Here is a 17,666-nt window from a genome sequence, read left to right on the forward strand (position 1 = left end):
CTCTTGCGAGCCGCCATCGCGGTCTTCGCGGACCACGGCTATGCGGGCGCCTCGGTGCGCCGCATCTGCCAGCGCGCCCGCGCCAATCCGGCCGCCGTGAAGCACTATTTCGGCAACAAGGACGGCCTCTATCAGGAGGTCCTGCACGTCGCCTCGGCGGCCTTCGCGGGTGACGAGACCGGCAAGATCGAGCGCGGCGAGCGCCCGCCCGAAGCGATGCTGCGCGACATGATCCGCCACCAGCTCCGCCCGGTGCTGCGGCGGAACACGATCGGCCGCTATCTGCGGGTCTTCGCCTGGGAGGACATGGCTCCGTCGCGGCCCTACAAGCAGTTCCTCGCCGCCGGGCGCGTGCCGGTCGTCGCCCGGGCCAGCACGATCGCGCGCGAGCTCTTGTCGCCCGATGCGACCAGCGAGGAGGTTGCGGTCGCGACCGTCTGGCTGATGAACCAGGCGATGCCGTTCGTGCGCAGCCGCGACACCCTGACGGCGCCGCCGTTCGGCCTGCGCTTCGACCAGGCCATGGTCGACCGGCTCGCCGACCGGCTGACGCGGCTGGCGCTCGCCGGCCTCGCCCGCGCGCCGGCGCGGCTCGATTAGGAGGTCGCCTTCGGCTTCCGATCCTGCGGCGCCCAGGCGGGCGGACGGCGATCGCGAAAGCTCGCCCGCCCCTCGACGCCCTCGGACGCCTCGAAGCCGCGCCGGAACTTTTCGCGCAACGTGTCCATCAGCTCCGCGGTCGGCGCGCGGCCCGAAAGCTCGCGCAAATCCTGCTTGGCGACGGCGGTCGCGGCGGGCGCCGACAGCAGCACCTCACCGATCACGTTTTCCAGTTGCTGCTCGATCGCGGCGGCCGAGCAGATCCGGTGGGCGACGCCGAGCCGCAGCGCCTCTTCGGCGCCGATCCGCTCGCCCGTGATCAACAGCCGCCGCAGGGCCCGCGCGCCCAGCGCCCGCTCGAAGAACGGCAGATAGGGCGCGACCGGAAAGCCGAGCCGCAGCTCCGGGACCGCGAAGCTCGCATCGTCGGCGGCGAGCAGCACGTCGCAGCAGGCGGCGAGCGCGAAGGCGCCGCCCATGCAGGCGCCATGCACCAGCGCGATGGTCGGCTTCGGGCAGGCATCGAGCGCCAGGCACACGGTCGGCATCACCACGCCGCCGCCGTCCTCTCGCCCGACGATCGCCTGCGGATCGCCCAGAACGTCGCCGCCGACGCCGAAGTGGCGTCCGCTGCCGCGCAGCACCAGCGCCCGCACGCCGGCGTCGGCCGAGACGCGCGCGATGCCGTCGGCGAGCCCCTCGAGCATGCGCCCGTCATAGGCATTGCCCTTGTCGGGCCGGTCGAGCGTCAGGGTCGCGACGCCGCGCGAATCGCAATCGAGACGGACGGCGCTCGTCGGCGCGGTCACGCACCGGCCCCGTCGAGGAAGTCGAGCAGCACGCGGTCGAACAGCGCCGGCTGGTCGAGATTGGAGATATGGCCGGCGCCCGGCATCTCCTCGTAGCGCGAGCCGGGCAGCGCCGCCTGCAGTCGCCGCATCGCCGCCGGGGTGGTGCCGTCCTTCTCGCCGACCACGAACATCACCGGGCTGCGGATCGACGCGGCCGCGGGGCGCATGTCGTGATCGGCGAGCGCCGCGGCGCATCCGACGAAGCCGTTCACCGGGGTGGTGCGGATCATCGCCCGCAGGCGGTCGAGATGAGCCGGCGCGGCCGCCACCGTCTCGGGCGGGAACCAGCGTCCGATGGTCGGCTCGACCAGCGCATCCATGCCGTGCTGGCGCGCCACGACGATGCGCTCCTCCCAGCCCCGCGCGCTCTCCGGCGTCGAGGCGCCGCCGGTGTCGCAGGCGACGACGCGGTCGACCCGGTCGGGATTGCGCCCGGCGAAGCCGAGCACGGTGGCGCCGCCCATCGACAGGCCGACCACATGGGCGCGACGGATCGCGAAGGCGTCGAGCAGCGCGGTAAAATCGGCGAGCAGCAGGTCGAACGTGTAGCGGCCGCCCGGCGCCTCGCTGCCGCCGTGGCCGCGCTGGTCGTAGCGCAGCACCCGGAAATTTCCGCGCAACGCCTCAGCCTCGGCATCCCACATGGCGAGGTTGGTCGCCAGCGAGTTGCTGAACACGACCCACGGAGCGCCTTCGGCGCCCTCGACCTCGCAATGGATGTTGATGCCGTTGGCTCTGATCTGCATGGACATCGCCTGTTGGGCCGACCGACCGGGTGCGGGAGGCGGACGTCAGCCCGCCGCGACCATGTCGCCGGCCGGCGCCGCGGTCCCGTGGTCGGCGAGGCGGAGCTGATAGAAGGTGGCGTATCGCTGGCCCCGGCGGAGCAGCTCCTCGTGGCTGCCGGCCTCGACGATCTCGCCGCGCTCGACGACGTGGATACGGTCGGCATGGGCGATGGTGTAGAGGCGGTGGGCGATCACCAGCGTGGTGCGTCCCTTGATCAGCTCCGCCATCGCGGCCTCGACGAAGGACTCCGCCTCCGAGTCGAGCGCCGCCGTCGGCTCGTCCAGCAGGATGATCGGGGCGTCGCGCATCAGCGCGCGGGCGATGGCGATGCGCTGGCGCTGGCCACCGGAGAGCTGGGTTCCCTGCTCGCCCACCTTGGTGTCGTAGCCGTCCGGGAACGTCATGATGAAGTCGTGCGCATAGGCGGCCTTGGCGGCGGCGACGATCTCGTCGTCGGTCGCGCCGATGCGGCCGAGCGCGATGTTCTCCTTCACGGTGCCATGGAACAGGAAGACGTCCTGACCCACATAGGCGAAGGCGCGCCGCAGCGAATCGGGCGACACCTCGGCGACATCCTGGCCGTCGATCAGGATGCGGCCCGCCTGCGGCCGGTACAGGCCGAGCAGCAGGTTGAAGATCGTCGACTTGCCGCCGCCCGAGACGCCGACAAAGGCCGTGACGGCGTGTGGCTTGGCCTCGAACGACACGTTCTTGAGCACCGGATCGCCGGGCCGATAGGCGAACTCGACGTTCTCGAACTGGACCTTCCCGTCGCCGACCGCGAGCAGCGCCGTGCGGGTCTCGCCGGGCGGTGTCGGCAGGTCGAGCAGCTCGAACAGGATGCGCACGCCGACCAGGCCGGACTGGAGCTCGATGTTGAGCCGCGCGATCCGCTTGGCCGGCTCGTAGGCGAGGATGAAGGCCGTGATGAAGGAGATGAACCCGCCGGGCGTCGCATCCAGCACCAGCACGCTGTAGCCGCCGATCAGCAGCACCGAGGCGATGGCCATGCCGCCGAGCGTCTCCATCAGGGGCGTCGAGCGGTTGGAGACCCGGGCCAGCTTGTTCGACGCCTCCTCGATGGCGTCGACGTGGTGATACACCCGCTGGCGCATGACGTCCTCGAGATTGAACGCCTTGATGATCTTGAAGCCCTGCGCGGTCTCTTGCAGGGCCTGCAGGATCATCACCGTGCCGCCGAACTGGGTCATCGTGATGTTGCGCACCCGCTTGATCAGCTTGCGCAGGGTCAGCACGGCCGGCGGCATGATCAGCAGGCCGACGATCGACAGCAGCGGCTGCTGGTAGACCATCACGACGATCAGGCCGAGCAGCGTGAGCAGGTCGCGGCCGAGCGCCGTGATCAGCATGTTGAGGACGCCCGAGGCGGCGCTGGCGCCGTAATTGACCCGCGCCACGAACTCGGAGGAGTGCTTGTCGGTGAAGAACGACAGCGTCTGGTTCACCAGCCTGTCGAAGCTCTGCTTCTGATTGCCGGCGATGATGCGGTTCGAGATCCGCGCCAGGGTGACGGCCTGCCCGTAGGTCGAGATCCCCTTCACGGCGAAGATCACGATCGCCGCGAGCGACACCGCCGCGACGCCGTAGAAGCTCTTCGAGACATAGACCTGGTTGACGGCCGAGCCGATCAGATAGGCGGTCGCCGCCGTGCAGGCCGCGCCCATTCCCATGAAGCAGAAAGCGATCGCATAGCTCTTCGCATGGCCGCGGCCGAACTCGCTCAGCAGCCGAATGATGATGTTCCACGTGCCCGCCGGATCACCTCCGCGGCGGTCCAGCCATGTGGCTAAATACCTGAAAATACTGTGCATCGACGACTCGTTTGGACGGCGGACCGGTGGCGGGCGGGACTGTAGTCGATCGTCGTCCCCACGTCCAACCGCACGGGACGCACAGCCGCCCTACGGGGGGGCCGGTGTTGCTGCAGACACAAACGGCCGACCGGCCCGCCGCAGCGTCGTCTCGACGACGTGCCGCGCGATCGCGGCCGGGGTGTGATGGGCGAGCACATGGGCGCGTCCGGCCGCGGCGATCGTCGCCAGGCGCGGGCGATCGGCGAGCGCGGCGCGCACGGCGCGGGCGAGGCCGCCGGGCTCGACATCGTAATAGAGCGCGTGCTCGCCGTCGACGAGCGGCGCGTGCTGCATGATGGACGGCCGGTTGGCGAGCGGCACCGAGCCGCACAGCGCCGCCTCGTAGAGGCGGAAGCATTGCCAGCCGTAACCTTCCGGCGTCCACACCAGACGGGCGCGGGCGAGCCGGTCGAGATACGCATCGAGCGGCAGCGGCGCATCCGGGATGTCGATCACGATGCCTTCGTGGCGCAGCGACAGCAGCTCGTCGAGGCCGCGCTCGCGCACCGTGGAGGAATCCTTCACACGGCCGGCGAAGAAGACATCGGCGGTCTTCTCGTGATCGGGGATCGGGCTCGGGACGGTGCAGCCGAACACCTGGAGCGGCACGCCGAGCGACAGCGGCGCGAGCTTCTCGAGGCGGCGGCGGTTGCGCGCGACGCGGCGGAAGCGTGCGGTCGGCACCCGCCAGTGCAGCGTTCCCGTGAAGGCCTGCCAGTTGTCGGGCGGCAGCTCGCGCTTGAACCACACGGTGGCGCGGTCGAGCAGAAACGCGTTGGCGCGATCGATCACGGCGGGATCGTCGAAGTCGAGCACGGCGATCGGCGCGGCGACGCGGCCACGCAGAAGCTGCGGCGCCAGCGCCCGCGCCAGCGGCAACGATCCGTGCATCACGCTGCGCCGGAACACGAGTCGCCCGAGCGCGCGAAAACTCCACGGCGCGAAGGGGAGCGCGTGGACGACGACGAGATCGAAGGACGGATCGGCGAGACGCGCGGCGAGCTCGCGCAGCGTCGCGACCGTCACCAGATGGCGGCCGCGTTCGGGATCGGACGCGGTCTCGTCGGGCCAGGTCGAATAGAACTGCGTCGTCTGCGGAAACGCCGCATGCATGAAGCCGGTCTGGCCGATCTCGAGGATCCGTGGCGCGGCGGCGCCGGAGTCTGGCACGCGGGAGGATTCGGGCATGGCGGCGCAGCCTCAGGACGAGGCCGCGGTCTCCTTCTCGACGAAGGGCCGCATGGCGGCGGCGAGATGAGGCATGATGATCGCCTCGACGCTGTCGCGCTTCTCCTCGAACAAATCGGACCGCCCCATCAGGCCGACCTCGTGCAGCCACGCGCCGACCCATTGCAGCGGCCCGTCCTCGACGGCGAGACCGGGGCGGAACGGCACGAACCGCGTCTCCGCCTGCCGGATCGTCGTGAGGTCGATATGGCTGTACAGCGGCTCCCAGTTGCCGCCGCCGGTGTCGAGCCCGATGAACCAGTCCTGGCCGAAGTCGAGCGGCAGGCCCGCGACCTTGTCGAAGCGGAACATGCAGAAGCCGGCCCACAGGAACCAGCGCTCGCCGTTGCGGCGGACCTGGCCGTAGACGTCCTGCTCGGCGAGCGGCGCGAAGGGATCGTCGGGCGCGGTCGGAAACAGATCGTCGTCGATGAAGCCGAAGGCGTGCGGCGCCGCCGGGCGGATCAGATTGTGCCAGGTCCAGTTCAGCGCGATGCCGTGCGAACGGCTCGGCGCCTTCCCGGTCCACGGATTGGGCGGAAGCTGCAGGTAGAGCGCGCCCTCCGCCTCGACCACGTGGCGCAGGCGCGTCGCCGTCTCGGGCGTCGGCGAATTGTCGGCGATGACATGGACGACGTCGGGAACGTAGTGGCGCAGCAGCGCGATCTGCCAGCGCGCCGCATTGACGTCGGCGAACGCCACCGTGACGAGCACGTTGCGCCCGGCGATCTCCCGCATGATCGCGCCGACATCGCCGACGACCGCCGGCCGCCGCCGATAGGCGGTGTCGACGGCGCGATATCGCGCCGTCTTGAATATGTGCATGAGCGGGCGCAACCGGGCCCACTCACGCAACGTATAATCCGACAAGGCCCGCGGCATGTCTCCGTCATACGGAATCGGGCCGGATTGCGCCAGCCTCGGCTTTCGGACGGAGCCGACCGGCCGCGCCCCCGGTGGGGCTAGTCCGGGTGGGGTCGTCGCGGCGGCGCGGTGTCTCTATACTGGACCGATGACGATCCGGGTTTCGGTGGTAATGCCGGTCCGCGACGGCGGTCCGTGGGTGCGCGAGGCCGTCGAAAGCGTGCTGGCGCAGGATTTCGGCGCCTTCGAGCTGATCGCCGTGGACGACGGCTCGACCGACGACACCCCGGCGATTCTGGCCGAAGCGGCGGCGCGCGATGCCCGGGTCCGGGTGCTGCAGCCGCAGGGGCGCGGCCTGGTGGCGGCGTTGACCTGCGCGGTCGCGGCGGCACAAGGGGCCTACCTGGCCCGGCTCGACGCCGACGACGTGGCGGCACCGGGCCGACTCGGGCGCCAGCTCGCCGTCATGGAGGCACGGCCCGCCCTCGGCCTGTTGGGGAGCTGGGCCGACAAGATCGACCAGAGCGGGGCGCCGATCGGCCGGCTGACGCCGGAGACCGATCCGCACAAGCTCGTCGACCTGCTCGCCCGCACCAACCCGTTCATCCATTCCTCGCTGATGCTGCGCACCGAGCTGGTGCGCTCGCTCGGCAGCTATCGCGCGGCCTTCGAGGCCGCCGAGGACTACGACCTTTGGTTGAGAGTGGCCGAGGTCGCCGAGGTCGCGAACCTGCCCGAGGCGCTGATTCGCTACCGCTGGCATCCCGGCAATGTCACGAGCCGCAAGGAGGTGCGGCAGTGCTTCTCGGTGCGGCTGGCGCAGCATGCCGCCGCCGCCCGCCGGGCCGGACGGCCCGATCCCGCCGCAGCCCTCGCGTCGCCGCCCGACTGGACCGATCCGGCCTGCGACGCCGCCTTCTTCGCCGAGGATGCGCGGCTCTATCGGGTGCTCGCGCTGGCCGACCCCGACACCGCACCGGCCGGGAGCACGCCCGTCGACCTCGCCCCGCTTCTCAGCCCATCGACGCCGTTGTCGCATCGCGAGCGAAAGCTCGCCCAGCGCGCCCTGGCGACCCTGCTGCGCCGGCCGGACCTCGCCGGCGGAACCGGCGCGGCGGAGCTCCTGTGGCACGCCGTCCGGCTGCATCCGGCCCGCGCCGCCTCGCTCGCCTGGCGCTATTTCACCGGCGCAACCGCCTGAGCCCCGACCGGCGCCGGGCCGCCCCGCGCCGCAGCCTTGGCGGAAGCCGTCTCGATGATCAGGTCGGCGGCCTTTTCGCGCCCGGCGTAGAGGTCCGGGCTGGCTCCATAGGCCGCCCCGGCCGCCGACCAGGCCGCCCGCCGGGCCGGATCGCTCGCCGTGGCGAGCGCCGTCGCAAATGCCGCCGCGTCGAACGGCTCGGGCACGACGAGCCCGGCCCCGGCCGCCGCCACATGCTCCGCATAGCCGCACACGCCGCCGGCGATCACGGGCAGGCCGTTCACAACAGCTTCGAGGATGACCGTGCCGGTGGTGTCGAGCCGCGCCGGATGCACCAACAGGTCGGCCACGGCCATCACGGCCGGCACATCCTCGCGATGGCCGAGCCAGATGACGCGATCGGCGACGCCGAGCTTTCGGGCGAGTCGGAGGGTCTCGCCGGCGGCCTTGTCGGTCGCGGCGAGGCCGGCGACCAAGAGGCGCGCATCGGGATGCCGGACCAGGGCCCGCAGGGTGCGGTCGAGCCCCTTGGTGGCGGGCTGCACGGCGACGGCGAGCCAGACGATCTCGCCGCCGAGCCCCAGCGCCGCCCGCAGGTTGTCGCGCGTTCCGTCGCGGCGCAGCGCCGGCTGGCGGCGGGCGAGCGACAGGGTCGGCGGCAGCACCGTGATGCGCTCCGGCTCGGTGCCCCAGGCCGCGCGGTAGGACTCCGCCTGCGCCTTGCTCAGCAGCAGGAGCCGGGTCGCCCGGCCGGGCGCAAAAGACTCGGCCTCGAGGGCTCGAAATGCCCGGTAGCGCGGCAGCAGCGCCAGAATGGGCACCTCGCTCATCCGGGCGGCGATCGACGGATCGGCGCAGTAGAGCGCGTCGAGGCCGGGGAGCTTGTTGAAGCCGATCACGGCATCGAAGCGCGCCGCCTCCGCGGCGACGCGCGTCGAAAAGGCCGCCTGCCGGCCGTGATTGGTGCGGGCCGCGACCGGCAGCGCGCGCACCGCGAGATCGTCGGCGAAATCGCCGGCCGCCCGCTCGGCCGTGAGGATCTCGACCGCGTGGCCGCGCGCCTGCACGACCCGGGCGAGCGCCAGGCAGTCGCGCTGCAGCCCGCCGCCCGGAAACAGCTTCACGATCGCGAACGCCATCCGCAGGGCCGGCGCGGCAGCCGGCGCGATCCGGGAGCCGGCGGTCGTCGTCACCGCAACGCCGGGCGCGACAGCCTGGCGAGCAGCCGGTCGCGGATCATGCGGAAGTCGACGGCAGTCTCGTACTCGAGACCGCGGCCCGTGTAGATGGCGAAGAGGCCGAGGCCGATCGATCCGAGCAGGGCCGGATAGAGCAGATAGAGCGCGCCCGGCGAGCTCTGCCCGATAGCCATGCAGGCGAAGCCCATGATGCGCAGGCCGAACACGCCGGCGATCACCAGCACGGTGGACATCATCCGGCCCTGGCGGGTCGAGCGCGGCGTGCACAGGAGCACGAAGGCGATCACCACGAAGGCGAGCGGATAGAGCGGCGCGACCAGGCGGTCATGCAACTCGACCTGGAACTGGTTGGGCGCCGACTTGAGCAGCTTGTCGTCCGCATCGGGAAAGAGCAGCTCCCACAGATATCGCTCGCGCAGGCCGTAGGAGACCCGGCCCGCCACCGTGTAGGGCGAGAGGTCGAAGGCGTAACGCTCGAACTTCACCATGGTCGGGTCGCGGTCGGCGTTGCGGCGGCGCTGCACCCAGCCGTCGGTCATCACCAGATAGGTGCCGCGGGCGGTCTGCAGGATGTTGCCCTGCTCGGCCAGGATGGTGGCGCGCTCGGCAGGGTCGCGGAAGTCGTCGATCAGGATGCCGCCGAACTGGCTGTCGCTGCGCTTCTCGCGGATGTGGAAGGTGAGGCCGCGCTCGATCGACGTGAAGGTGCCGGGCCGCACGATGTTGGCGACCACGTCGGCACGGACCTTGGCGAGCCGCTCGTTCATCTCGCGCTGCAGGAACGGCGACAGCCACGCGGCGATGAAGGCGACCATCAGGCAGACCACGACGGCCAGCAGCAGGAAGGGTCGGAACAGCCGCTGCGGTGACACGCCGGCGGCGCTGATCACCACGAGCTCGGAGTCGTTGTTGAGCTTGGTCAGCGTGGTGACGACCGCGATCAGCATGGCGATCGGCGCCAGCACCAGCATCAGGGTCGGCACGATCAGGCTGGTGATCCCGAGGAACACCAGCACGGTCTGGCCCTGGCCGGTGATCAGATCGATCTGGCGCAGGATCTGGGTGACCCAGATGACCGCGGTCAGACTGCACAGGACCAGCAGGAACAGGTTGAAGCCGGTCTTGAACACGTATCGGTCGAGCGAATCCATCGGGTCTCGTCGCGGGGGCCCGGCGCGCCGCCGGCCAGCCAGCCCATTCGGGCGATCTTATAGGCGATGTTGTGACGCTTGGCACGCGACGGCGTCGCAGGGGGCGTGGGCGAGGTCGGCCATGCCGCACCGACCACCGGCCGGGATTCCGGGTTCCGCCGGCGGGGCGGAGGGCTTATCTCCGGGCCATGGATGGTCCGATGCCGCCTGCCCTCCCGCCGCCACGGATCGACACCGAGGCCGATCTGGCCCGCGGCGTCGCTTACCTGATCGCCGCCGACCCGCGGCTTGCCGCCGTGCTGGCGACCGGCGGTCCGCCGCCCTTGCGACGCCGGCCGGGCGGCTTCGCCGGGCTCGCCGCCACGGTGCTGGGCCAGCAGCTCTCCACCGCCAGCGCCGCCGCCATCGGGGCGCGGCTGTTTTCGGCGATCGACCCGTTCGAGCCGGCGGCCGTGCTGAAAGCGCGGCCCGCACGCCTCGCCCGGATCGGGCTGTCGGCCCCGAAGATCAAGTCGCTCAAGGAGATCGCCCGGGCGCTCGGCTCCGGCGCGCTCGACCTCGAGGCGATCGCGGCGATGCCGGCCGACGAGGCGCATCTGGCGCTGGTCGCCGTGCATGGGATCGGGCCGTGGACGGCCGACAGCTACCTGTTGTTCTGCCTGGGACACGCCGATGCCTGGCCGGCCGGCGACCTCGCCTTGCAGGAGGCGCTGCGGCTCGCCTTCGCGCTCGACGCCCGGCCGACCGCCAAGGCCATGATGGCGCTCGCCGAGCCGTGGCGGCCGTGGCGCGGAGTGGCGGCGTTCCTGCTGTGGACCTATTATCGCACCGTCAAGCAGCGCGATCCCGTGCTGCCCGGGCCGCCGCCCTGACCTCGAGGAGATGCCCGTGCCCGCAGTGCTCGACGGCCCCCGCCTGGAGCCGCGTTCGAAAAGACCGGCGCGCCAGCTCGTCGTCTTCCTGCACGGCTACGGGGCCGACGGCAACGACCTGATCGACATCGGCCGCATGTGGCAGGAGATCCTGCCCGACGCCGCCTTCGTGTCGCCGCATGCGCCGCGCCCCTGCGGCCAGGCGCCGGTCGGCCGCGAGTGGTTCCCGCTCACCTTCCGCGAGCCGGGCGAGCGCTGGCGCGGCGTCAATGCCGCCGCCCCGGGGCTGGACGCCTTTCTGGACGCCGAGCTCGCCCGCCACAACCTGCCGGGCCAGGCGCTGGCGCTGGTCGGCTTCAGCCAGGGCACCATGATGGCGCTCCATGTCGGCCTTCGCCGGGCCGTCGCGCCGGCCGCAATCGTCGGCTATTCGGGCATCCTGGTGCTGCCCGACGACGGCGGCGCCGAGGCGGCCGAGCTGGTGGCGAAGGACGTTCGGGCGCGACCGCCGGTGCTCTTGGTGCACGGCGCCGAGGACGAGCTCATCCCCGTCGAGGCCCTGATGCAGGCCGCCAATGGCCTCGCCGTGCTGGGCGTGCCGGCCGAATGGCACATCTCCTACGGAATCGGCCACGGCATCGACGAGGACGGCCTGCGGCTCGGCGGCGCCCTGCTGGCGCGGCGATTCGGGAGCCGCTGAGCGGCGCCGGTGTCGCCGGACCGCCGCAGGTCACGAAAAATCGAGGAGGACCCGTCCGGCTTCACAACGCTGTCACGCCTGCCTATAAGATACGGGTGCTGGTTGCTGCGCTGCAGCGGTCCGAGAAACGAGGTGGAGGAGCGTTGAACGCTCATACTTCCCCGAGCGGATGGCCGGTTCTCGTGCTCAACGCCGACTTCCGTCCGCTGAGCTATTACCCGCTGTCTCTGTGGTCGTGGCAGGACGCGATCAAGGCGGTGTTTCTCGATCGCGTCAACATCGTCGCGCATTACGACAAGGCCGTGCACAGCCCGACCTTGGAGCTGCAGCTCCCGAGCGTGGTGTCGCTGAAGACCTTCGTGAAGCCGACGACCAATCCGGCCTTCACCCGGTTCAACGTCTTCCTGCGCGACCGCTTCTCCTGCCAGTATTGCGGCCAGCACGAGGATCTCACCTTCGACCACGTGATCCCGCGCTCGCGCGGCGGCCAGACGACGTGGGACAACGTCGTCACGGCCTGCGCGGCCTGCAACCTGCGCAAGGGCAGCAAGACCCCGACCGAGTCCGGCATGCGGCCCGGCCAGGTGCCGTTCCAGCCGAGCGTCAACCACCTGCACCGCAACGGCCGGCTGTTCCCGCCCAACTACCTGCACGACTCGTGGCTCGACTATCTCTACTGGGACACCGAGCTCGATCCGTGAGGGCTTCGCGCGGCACCCGTACGCCCGCCCCGATTCGCCGTGCTATGGATCGCGGCTCGGCCGAACCCTGCCTCGTACGGGCAGGACGATGGCCGACGCTCCCCTGCCGGACCGCCCGGCGAACACGAAGAACCACTCCGATGGACCGATCCGTTCTGCTGTCGATGGCGATGCTGTGTGCTGCTTCGGCGTATGTGTGTGCCGAGGAGCGCGCGCGGCCGAACAACCTGTTCACGGCCTCGGGGTTCAAGGTCAAATACGCCGACACGCCCGAGAAGCTCGCATTGCTGCGGTCGTTTCCGCCCGACAAGCTGGCGATCCGGCGGAAAGGCGGCAAGAGCTACTACGTCTACGCCGACCCGAAGGGCTGCGGCTGTGCCTATGTCGGAACGCCGGAGGCCTGGGCGGCCTACCAGAACGGTGGCACCGTGACGCCGTTCGACCCCAGCGGGGGATCGCCGCCCGCCTATGTCCGCGACGTCGAGGACAGCATCGCCGAGGACGGCTCGATCGACATGCCGGGCAGCCTGCTGGGGAATTTCCTCGACCAGGAGTGATACGAGTCTCGGATGATTCGTTCGGTGGTCATTCCGGGACGGCGCGGAGCGCCGGACCCGGAATCCAGCCGAGAACGCAGAGTTTGCCGCTGGATTCCGGGTTCGCGCCTTCCGGCGCGCCCCGGAATGACGGTGAGCTTTTCATCCGGAAAGCGTATGACGGCGTTCCGCAAAGCCCCCGGGATCGATCCGTGACGAGGCGCCCAGCGAGGCGATGACGGCTCCGGTCGAGGTGCTCACCATCGGCCACTCCGCCCATTCGGCGGAGGCGTTCGTCGCGCTGCTGCGCCGCGCCGGCATCACCGCGATCGCCGACGTGCGCAGCTCCCCCTGGTCGCGCCAGAACCCGCAATTCAATCGCGAGCCCCTGCAGAAAAGCCTGCAGGAGAATGGCATCGCCTACGCGCATCTGGGCGATGCGCTCGGCGGCCGGCCGCGCGAGACAAGCTTCTATTGCGACGGCGTCGCCGACTACGAGCGGATGGCCCAGGCGCCGGGATTCTTGGACGGACTCGACCGGGTGATCGCCGGCGCCCAAAAATACCGGATCGCCCTGATGTGCGCCGAGCGCGACCCGCTGACCTGCCACCGCTGCCTGCTGGTCGGCCGCGCGCTGGCCGAACGCGGCGTCCATGTCCGCCATGTCCTCGACGATGGCGCTCTGGTTCCCCAGTCCGAGATCGAGGAGACGCTGCTGGCGCTGTCGGGCCGCGCCGGCGACGACCTGTTCGCGCCGCGCGCCGAGCGGCTGGCGCTGGCCTACCGGGCACAGGCGCGAAAGCACGCGTTCGCCACGCCCGAGCGGGCGGGCGGCATGCCTGCGCGCCGCACGGCGCGGCCCGACTAGGGCGTCGGCGCCGACATCGTGGACCTCTCGTCCTGGATCGTCGCCAGCGCCGGCTCCGCGGACTCGCCGCCGGCGCCTGACGACATCGTCTGCACCGAAACGCCGCTCGCATGGACGAGGAACGGAGCGTCGGCATCGTCCTGCAGCACCACGATGCCGGCGAAACGGCGGCGCGCCTGCAGGGTGCGGACGAGAGGATCGAGCGGGACCGGTTTTCGCGATCGTCCGTGACGGATCGACAGGCCGCGGGCGAGAGCGGACGTCGCGATCACGACCAGCCGCTCGGCGACACCGGCGGCGCCGCGGCGCCGGCGCGTCCAGGCGGAGAGCTGTGCGGCGCTGTCGGCGAGCCGTTCCACCATCTCGTCGCGCAGCGCCCGGCGGCCGCGGCCGGACGCCGCGACCACGAGCTCGAGGACCGGAACGCCGCGCGCGGCGAGTTGCGCGAGATGCCGGCGGCACAGCGCCGCCGCGTGCTCGCTGAGCTGCGCCGAGCGGACATAGAGGACGGGGCGCGGGGCGGCGCGCGGCGCTCGCTCGGCCGTCAGCCGGTCCGTCATCGCGTGCCACCGCGTCAGCCGCGCGGCGACGCCGTCCCGCGTGCCGTCGACGCTCGCGCCGCCGCGACGGGAACCGTCCAGCAGCACGGCGGCCCGGGCGGGCCACGACGTCCAGTCGTCCACGAAGACCGCGAGACTGCCCTCGCCCTCCTCCTCGGCCTGCGCGGCGATCCCGGCGGAGGCGACGACCGGGCGGCAGGCGAGCGAGGCTTCCAGGAACACGCGGCTGACCCGTCGACCGAAGACCGCGGCGTCGTAGGGCAGCAGGAGCACGTCGGCGAGGCCGAGCAGCGCGTCATAGGCGGTATCGGTCAGAAGCTCCCGGATCACCGTGACGCGCGGGTGCCCGTCGAGCGCGTCGACCTCGGCGGATCGCCCGGTCGTCCCGGTCGGCGCCTGCACGACGAGATGAAAGCGCGGATCGGCGTCGAGCGCCTGCACGATGGCCGGCAGCCGGCCCTGGCCCTTGTCCGGACGCATCGACCCGGGGCACCAGGCGATGTGCCGTCCCGACCGCTTCAGCGCCGCGAGCCGACCGACGACACCCGGCCCGCCGCTCTCGGCCTCGCCGTTCGCGGGGCGCGCGGCGACGGCGCGGAGGCGGTCGATCTCGCTGGTGCCGAACACGTCACCGATGTCGTCGACGGGCGCGCCGAGCACATCGGCGAGGCGTCGTGCCAGCGGCGCGTTGGTCGCGAAGCAGTGCAGCGCGTCGCCCCATCCGGATCCCCGCAGGCGCGCCGGCAGCGCGTCGAGCCGCAACGGGCGATACCAGTGAGCGTAAAGCTCGGGCTCCTCGTGGAACAGCAGCGCAGTGGGCGGCAGCTCGCCGTCGAGGAGCAGCGGCAGCGCCGACAGCTCGGCCAGGATCGCCGGCGTCGCGGTCGGCACGAGCAGGCGGACGTCGCGGCTCCGCCGACGCTCGCAGGCCAAGGCGTCGCGGACGATCGCGGCGAACGGCGACAGCGTGCTGCGGGCGCGCGACGGGTCGCGTCGTCGCCACAGCCCCCCGCCGCGTCCCGCGTCGCGATCGCGGAGCTCGTAATAGGAGCGCGAGAACACCGGCGCGACCGGCGCATCGCCGATCCTGGCGGGACCGTCGTAGACCGCATGCGCCAGGATCCGCACCGACCATCCGGCGGCGGCGAGACGATCGACCAGAGCGTGCGCATAGCGCCACGGATGACCGAACCGGCCTTCGAGGTGCGGCTCGACGATCAAGACCGTGCCGCCCGCGGCGTGGTCACCCATCCGGCGTCCCCCGAAAGTCCTCGTCATCGGCGCGTCGCGGCCGAAGCACCGTCAGGCATCGGACGAGACCATGGGCGGGCGCACCTCCTCGCGCGTCTCGGTCCGGAGGAGCGAGGCGACGTGGTCCGCATAGCGCCGTCCGATCGACGACCAGTCGGCGGTCGCCCGGGCGGCGACGCGGGCTCTGGCGCCGAGCCGGCGGAGCTCCTCGCGCTCCATCGCCGCGAGGTTCCGCAGGGAGGTCTCGATGTCCCCGGTCTCGACCAGGATCAGGTGCTCGCGAAGCGGCGACCCGGCACCGCGCGCGCCGAACCGCGTCGTCATCACCGGAAGTCCGGCGGCGGCGTACTCGAACAGCTTGATGTTGCTGCCCGACCCGGAGTCGATCGGGTTCAACGCGACATCGGCGATCAGATAGGCGGCCCACTTGGTGCTTTCGTCGATCTCGCCGAGGCACACGACATTGTCGGGCTTGGCCGCCTTCGTCATGTCGTGCCAGCAGACCGTGCCGACGAGCAGGAAGACGATGTGCGGCAGGTGTTCCGCCGCCCGGAGGATCCGCGCGACCGCCTCGAAGTTCGGGTAGTGATACGAACCGCCGAAAATCGCCACCAGGCGCGAGCCGATGCCCAGATCCGCGCGCACCCGGTCGAGCTGGTCCGGCGCGAGGCGCGGAACCCCGAGCGCATCGACCCCGTTTTCGACGAGTTCGATCCTGGCACGATCGACGCCGTACTCGGCGACGAGGCCGTCCCGATCGTCCTCGGAGCAAGACACGATCAGGTCGGCGCGCTCGACGGCGGTGCGCTCGATGGTCCGGACGGCCTCGAGCAGCGCCGGATGGCGCTCCAGCAGCGGCTGCTTCAGCCGCACCTCGACGTTGTGGGCGTCGTAGACGATCGGAATCGAGCGGTCGCCCAGCGCGTCGATCAGCGCGCCGATCGAGTAGGCGTGCGTGCTGATCGCGATGTCGGCGTCGCGGAGCCTCTCGGCCAGGACGTGCTGATAGGCCCGACATTCCTGCCAGTACATGGCATAGGCCGCGTCGGACGCCATCTTCACCGTGTCGTCGACGGCGTCTGCCAGACGATTGAAGCCGGTCTCGGTGGCGATCCTGATCTCCTGGAAACCGGGGCCGAACGACAGGCTGCTGTTGCTGCCGAGCCGATGGGGAACGACAATCTCGACGTCGAAGTGCTTCGACAACTCACGGGCGAGGAAGAAGACCCGCCGCTGGCCACCGTGCGTCACCGGCCACACCGGATAGAGATTGGCGATCACGACCTTCCTGGCGCGGCGCGCCGACCGCGACTGCACCTCGTTCAGCCGATGCAGGCATTCGAAGGTGAGCCGCCGCAGCGAGAGGGCGGCGCCCAGCCTGACCGAGAGCCGCCGCACCCTCTCCCGGAAGATTTTCAGGATCAGCCGACGCAGGAGCAGCAGGCCGGGGCGGCGCAGCCGGTCCGCGAGCCGCCAGAGCCTCGCCTCCCACTCGATGCCTTTCACCTTCGGGCCGCGTCTTTCGCGGCGGTTCTCGGCGTCGAGCGCGAGAATGAAGTCGAGCTTCCGCCAGACCCGGTCTTCCGTGTCGAACGTCCGATACTCGGCGGGGCTCGGCCGCCGTCCGCGCAGGGCGAAGCTCGCCAGCTCGACGAATTCGTGGTGATCGAAGCAAAGGAGATCCTCGATCTGCCAATCGTGCCGGCTCGGCAACAGGTTCAGCACGCTGCGATGCGTGTTCGGTGCGCCGGGCACGAAAAGGAGCCGCTTGACGTCGGCACAGAAGTCGTAGCGGCAGTCGGCGGCGCCGTAGTCCTCGAGGATCCTCAGAAACGCATCAGCGGAAGGCAGCTTGGAACCGTCGTTATGCGTCATGATCCGCCCGAAACAGGTCTCGCTTCCGCCAACGATCAGCCGGTGCCGAATCGCGGCGCCCCGCGAGGGGGACGGCCTGGACAGCGAGCGGCGATTCTCGGTGGGCTAGCCGATTACGTAAACCATACCTCCACGCCACCGACCAGGGAAACCCTCGGACATGATCGCCCATAACGCCGCACGCCGGTTCCGCCACCTGCGGCTTTAATGCTCGACGAACTCTATCTCAAGGATTGGTTTTCGCGGCCGCGATCGGCTGCGGAGCAGCCTGGCTGCACGCGCCGTACACCGCGCACGACGTCGGCGTCCGCCACGTCCTCGACGACGGCGCCCAGGTTCCTCGATACGAGATCGAGGACAGGCTACTGGATTTGTCGGGCCGGGCCGGCGACGACCTGTGCGCGCCGCGCGGCTGGCGCTGGCCTATCGGGGGCAGGCGCGAAAGCGCGCGTTCGCCGCGCTCGAGACGAATCGACGCCACCCGGCCGGCACGGCGGCGGGATGATCACCCCGCGAGATGGCAGGCGGCCAGACCGCGTTCGAAGAC

At 70.9% G+C, this 17,666-nt stretch carries 16 protein-coding genes; 7 read left to right on the plus strand and 9 right to left on the minus strand.

Translation table 11 applies throughout. The features are described 5' to 3' along the window. Nucleotides 1-3: 3 nt before the first annotated feature. Nucleotides 4-600 (plus strand): TetR/AcrR family transcriptional regulator, encoded by a 597-nt coding sequence (locus HXX10_RS13225; RefSeq protein WP_296522783.1) that lies wholly within the window; start codon nt 4-6, stop codon nt 598-600. Here HXX10_RS13225 and HXX10_RS13230 read toward each other — a convergent pair. The 5 genes from HXX10_RS13230 to HXX10_RS13250 all read right to left on the minus strand — a co-directional run bounded on the left by HXX10_RS13230 (nt 597) and on the right by HXX10_RS13250 (nt 6,166). After that, nucleotides 597-1,409 (minus strand): enoyl-CoA hydratase-related protein, encoded by an 813-nt coding sequence (locus tag HXX10_RS13230; RefSeq protein ID WP_296522784.1) that lies wholly within the window; start codon nt 1,407-1,409, stop codon nt 597-599. The two genes, HXX10_RS13225 and HXX10_RS13230, sit on opposite strands and share 4 nt — an antisense overlap. Continuing rightward, on the minus strand, nt 1,406-2,197 hold the full coding sequence (locus HXX10_RS13235; protein ID WP_296522785.1) for an alpha/beta fold hydrolase: 792 nt from the start codon (nt 2,195-2,197) through the stop codon (nt 1,406-1,408). Before HXX10_RS13235 ends, HXX10_RS13230 begins: the two co-directional genes overlap by 4 nt. 45 nt (nt 2,198-2,242) lie before the next feature. Beyond that, nucleotides 2,243-4,072, minus strand: coding sequence for an ABC transporter ATP-binding protein (locus tag HXX10_RS13240; RefSeq protein WP_296522786.1), 1,830 nt, complete (start codon nt 4,070-4,072; stop codon nt 2,243-2,245). Nucleotides 4,073-4,162: 90 nt separating this feature from the next. Continuing rightward, the gene (locus HXX10_RS13245) at nt 4,163-5,302 is read right to left on the minus strand and encodes a glycosyltransferase (RefSeq protein WP_296522787.1); all 1,140 of its coding nucleotides are present in this window, start codon (nt 5,300-5,302) and stop codon (nt 4,163-4,165) included. A 12-nt stretch (nt 5,303-5,314) separates the two neighbouring features. Then, on the minus strand, nt 5,315-6,166 hold the full coding sequence (locus tag HXX10_RS13250; RefSeq protein WP_296522788.1) for a hypothetical protein: 852 nt from the start codon (nt 6,164-6,166) through the stop codon (nt 5,315-5,317). A gap of 187 nt (nt 6,167-6,353) precedes the next feature. Here HXX10_RS13250 and HXX10_RS13255 point away from each other — a divergent pair, with 187 nt between their 5' ends. Next, a complete protein-coding gene (locus tag HXX10_RS13255; RefSeq protein WP_296522789.1) occupies nt 6,354-7,406 on the plus strand; it encodes a glycosyltransferase in 1,053 nt (350 codons plus the stop codon). On the opposite strand, the gene HXX10_RS13260 is transcribed toward HXX10_RS13255, so the two are convergent. After that, on the minus strand, nt 7,382-8,599 hold the full coding sequence (locus HXX10_RS13260) for a glycosyltransferase family 4 protein (RefSeq protein WP_296522790.1): 1,218 nt from the start codon (nt 8,597-8,599) through the stop codon (nt 7,382-7,384). The two genes, HXX10_RS13255 and HXX10_RS13260, sit on opposite strands and share 25 nt — an antisense overlap. Continuing rightward, nucleotides 8,596-9,756: an LPS export ABC transporter permease LptF gene (lptF, locus tag HXX10_RS13265; protein WP_296522791.1), complete on the minus strand. Its 1,161-nt coding sequence runs from the start codon at nt 9,754-9,756 to the stop codon at nt 8,596-8,598. Before lptF ends, HXX10_RS13260 begins: the two co-directional genes overlap by 4 nt. Before the next feature lie 200 nt (nt 9,757-9,956). Here lptF and HXX10_RS13270 point away from each other — a divergent pair, with 200 nt between their 5' ends. The 5 genes from HXX10_RS13270 to HXX10_RS13290 all read left to right on the plus strand — a co-directional run bounded on the left by HXX10_RS13270 (nt 9,957) and on the right by HXX10_RS13290 (nt 13,433). After that, on the plus strand, nt 9,957-10,628 hold the full coding sequence (locus tag HXX10_RS13270) for a DNA-3-methyladenine glycosylase 2 family protein (RefSeq protein ID WP_296522792.1): 672 nt from the start codon (nt 9,957-9,959) through the stop codon (nt 10,626-10,628). 16 nt (nt 10,629-10,644) lie between these two features. Beyond that, nucleotides 10,645-11,328, plus strand: a complete 684-nt coding sequence (locus HXX10_RS13275) for a prolyl oligopeptidase family serine peptidase (protein WP_296522793.1) — start codon at nt 10,645-10,647, stop codon at nt 11,326-11,328. A gap of 143 nt (nt 11,329-11,471) precedes the next feature. Then, nucleotides 11,472-12,029 carry an HNH endonuclease gene (locus tag HXX10_RS13280; RefSeq protein WP_296522794.1) on the plus strand — a complete coding sequence of 186 codons (558 nt, stop codon included), beginning with the start codon at nt 11,472-11,474 and terminating at the stop codon, nt 12,027-12,029. A 140-nt stretch (nt 12,030-12,169) separates the two neighbouring features. After that, on the plus strand, nt 12,170-12,586 hold the full coding sequence (locus tag HXX10_RS13285; protein WP_296522795.1) for a hypothetical protein: 417 nt from the start codon (nt 12,170-12,172) through the stop codon (nt 12,584-12,586). A gap of 214 nt (nt 12,587-12,800) precedes the next feature. Beyond that, nucleotides 12,801-13,433, plus strand: a complete 633-nt coding sequence (locus HXX10_RS13290; protein ID WP_296522796.1) for a DUF488 family protein — start codon at nt 12,801-12,803, stop codon at nt 13,431-13,433. On the opposite strand, the gene HXX10_RS13295 is transcribed toward HXX10_RS13290, so the two are convergent. Beyond that, nucleotides 13,430-15,244 carry a hypothetical protein gene (locus HXX10_RS13295; RefSeq protein WP_296522797.1) on the minus strand — a complete coding sequence of 605 codons (1,815 nt, stop codon included), beginning with the start codon at nt 15,242-15,244 and terminating at the stop codon, nt 13,430-13,432. The genes HXX10_RS13290 and HXX10_RS13295 overlap by 4 nt on opposite strands. Before the next feature lie 51 nt (nt 15,245-15,295). Next, nucleotides 15,296-17,119, minus strand: coding sequence for a glycosyltransferase (locus HXX10_RS13300; RefSeq protein WP_296522798.1), 1,824 nt, complete (start codon nt 17,117-17,119; stop codon nt 15,296-15,298). Between the last annotated feature and the right edge of the window lie 547 nt (nt 17,120-17,666).

Source organism: Rhodoplanes sp., from assembly GCF_013377085.1.
Classification (GTDB): Bacteria; Pseudomonadota; Alphaproteobacteria; order Rhizobiales; family Xanthobacteraceae; genus Rhodoplanes.

Excerpts from the sequence above, each read along its gene's own strand:
- HXX10_RS13295 (WP_296522797.1), bottom strand. The coding sequence starts at position 15,244 with ATGGGTGACCACGCCGCGGGCGGCACGGTCTTGATCGTCGAGCCGCAC.
- HXX10_RS13300 (WP_296522798.1), bottom strand. The coding sequence starts at position 17,119 with ATGACGCATAACGACGGTTCCAAGCTGCCTTCCGCTGATGCGTTTCTG.
- HXX10_RS13290 (WP_296522796.1), top strand. The coding sequence starts at position 12,801 with ATGACGGCTCCGGTCGAGGTGCTCACCATCGGCCACTCCGCCCATTCG.
- HXX10_RS13245 (WP_296522787.1), bottom strand. The coding sequence starts at position 5,302 with ATGCCCGAATCCTCCCGCGTGCCAGACTCCGGCGCCGCCGCGCCACGG.
- HXX10_RS13285 (WP_296522795.1), top strand. The coding sequence starts at position 12,170 with ATGGACCGATCCGTTCTGCTGTCGATGGCGATGCTGTGTGCTGCTTCG.
- lptF (WP_296522791.1), bottom strand. The coding sequence starts at position 9,756 with ATGGATTCGCTCGACCGATACGTGTTCAAGACCGGCTTCAACCTGTTC.
- HXX10_RS13240 (WP_296522786.1), bottom strand. The coding sequence starts at position 4,072 with ATGCACAGTATTTTCAGGTATTTAGCCACATGGCTGGACCGCCGCGGA.
- HXX10_RS13250 (WP_296522788.1), bottom strand. The coding sequence starts at position 6,166 with ATGCACATATTCAAGACGGCGCGATATCGCGCCGTCGACACCGCCTAT.
- HXX10_RS13235 (WP_296522785.1), bottom strand. The coding sequence starts at position 2,197 with ATGCAGATCAGAGCCAACGGCATCAACATCCATTGCGAGGTCGAGGGC.
- HXX10_RS13255 (WP_296522789.1), top strand. The coding sequence starts at position 6,354 with ATGACGATCCGGGTTTCGGTGGTAATGCCGGTCCGCGACGGCGGTCCG.
- HXX10_RS13270 (WP_296522792.1), top strand. The coding sequence starts at position 9,957 with ATGCCGCCTGCCCTCCCGCCGCCACGGATCGACACCGAGGCCGATCTG.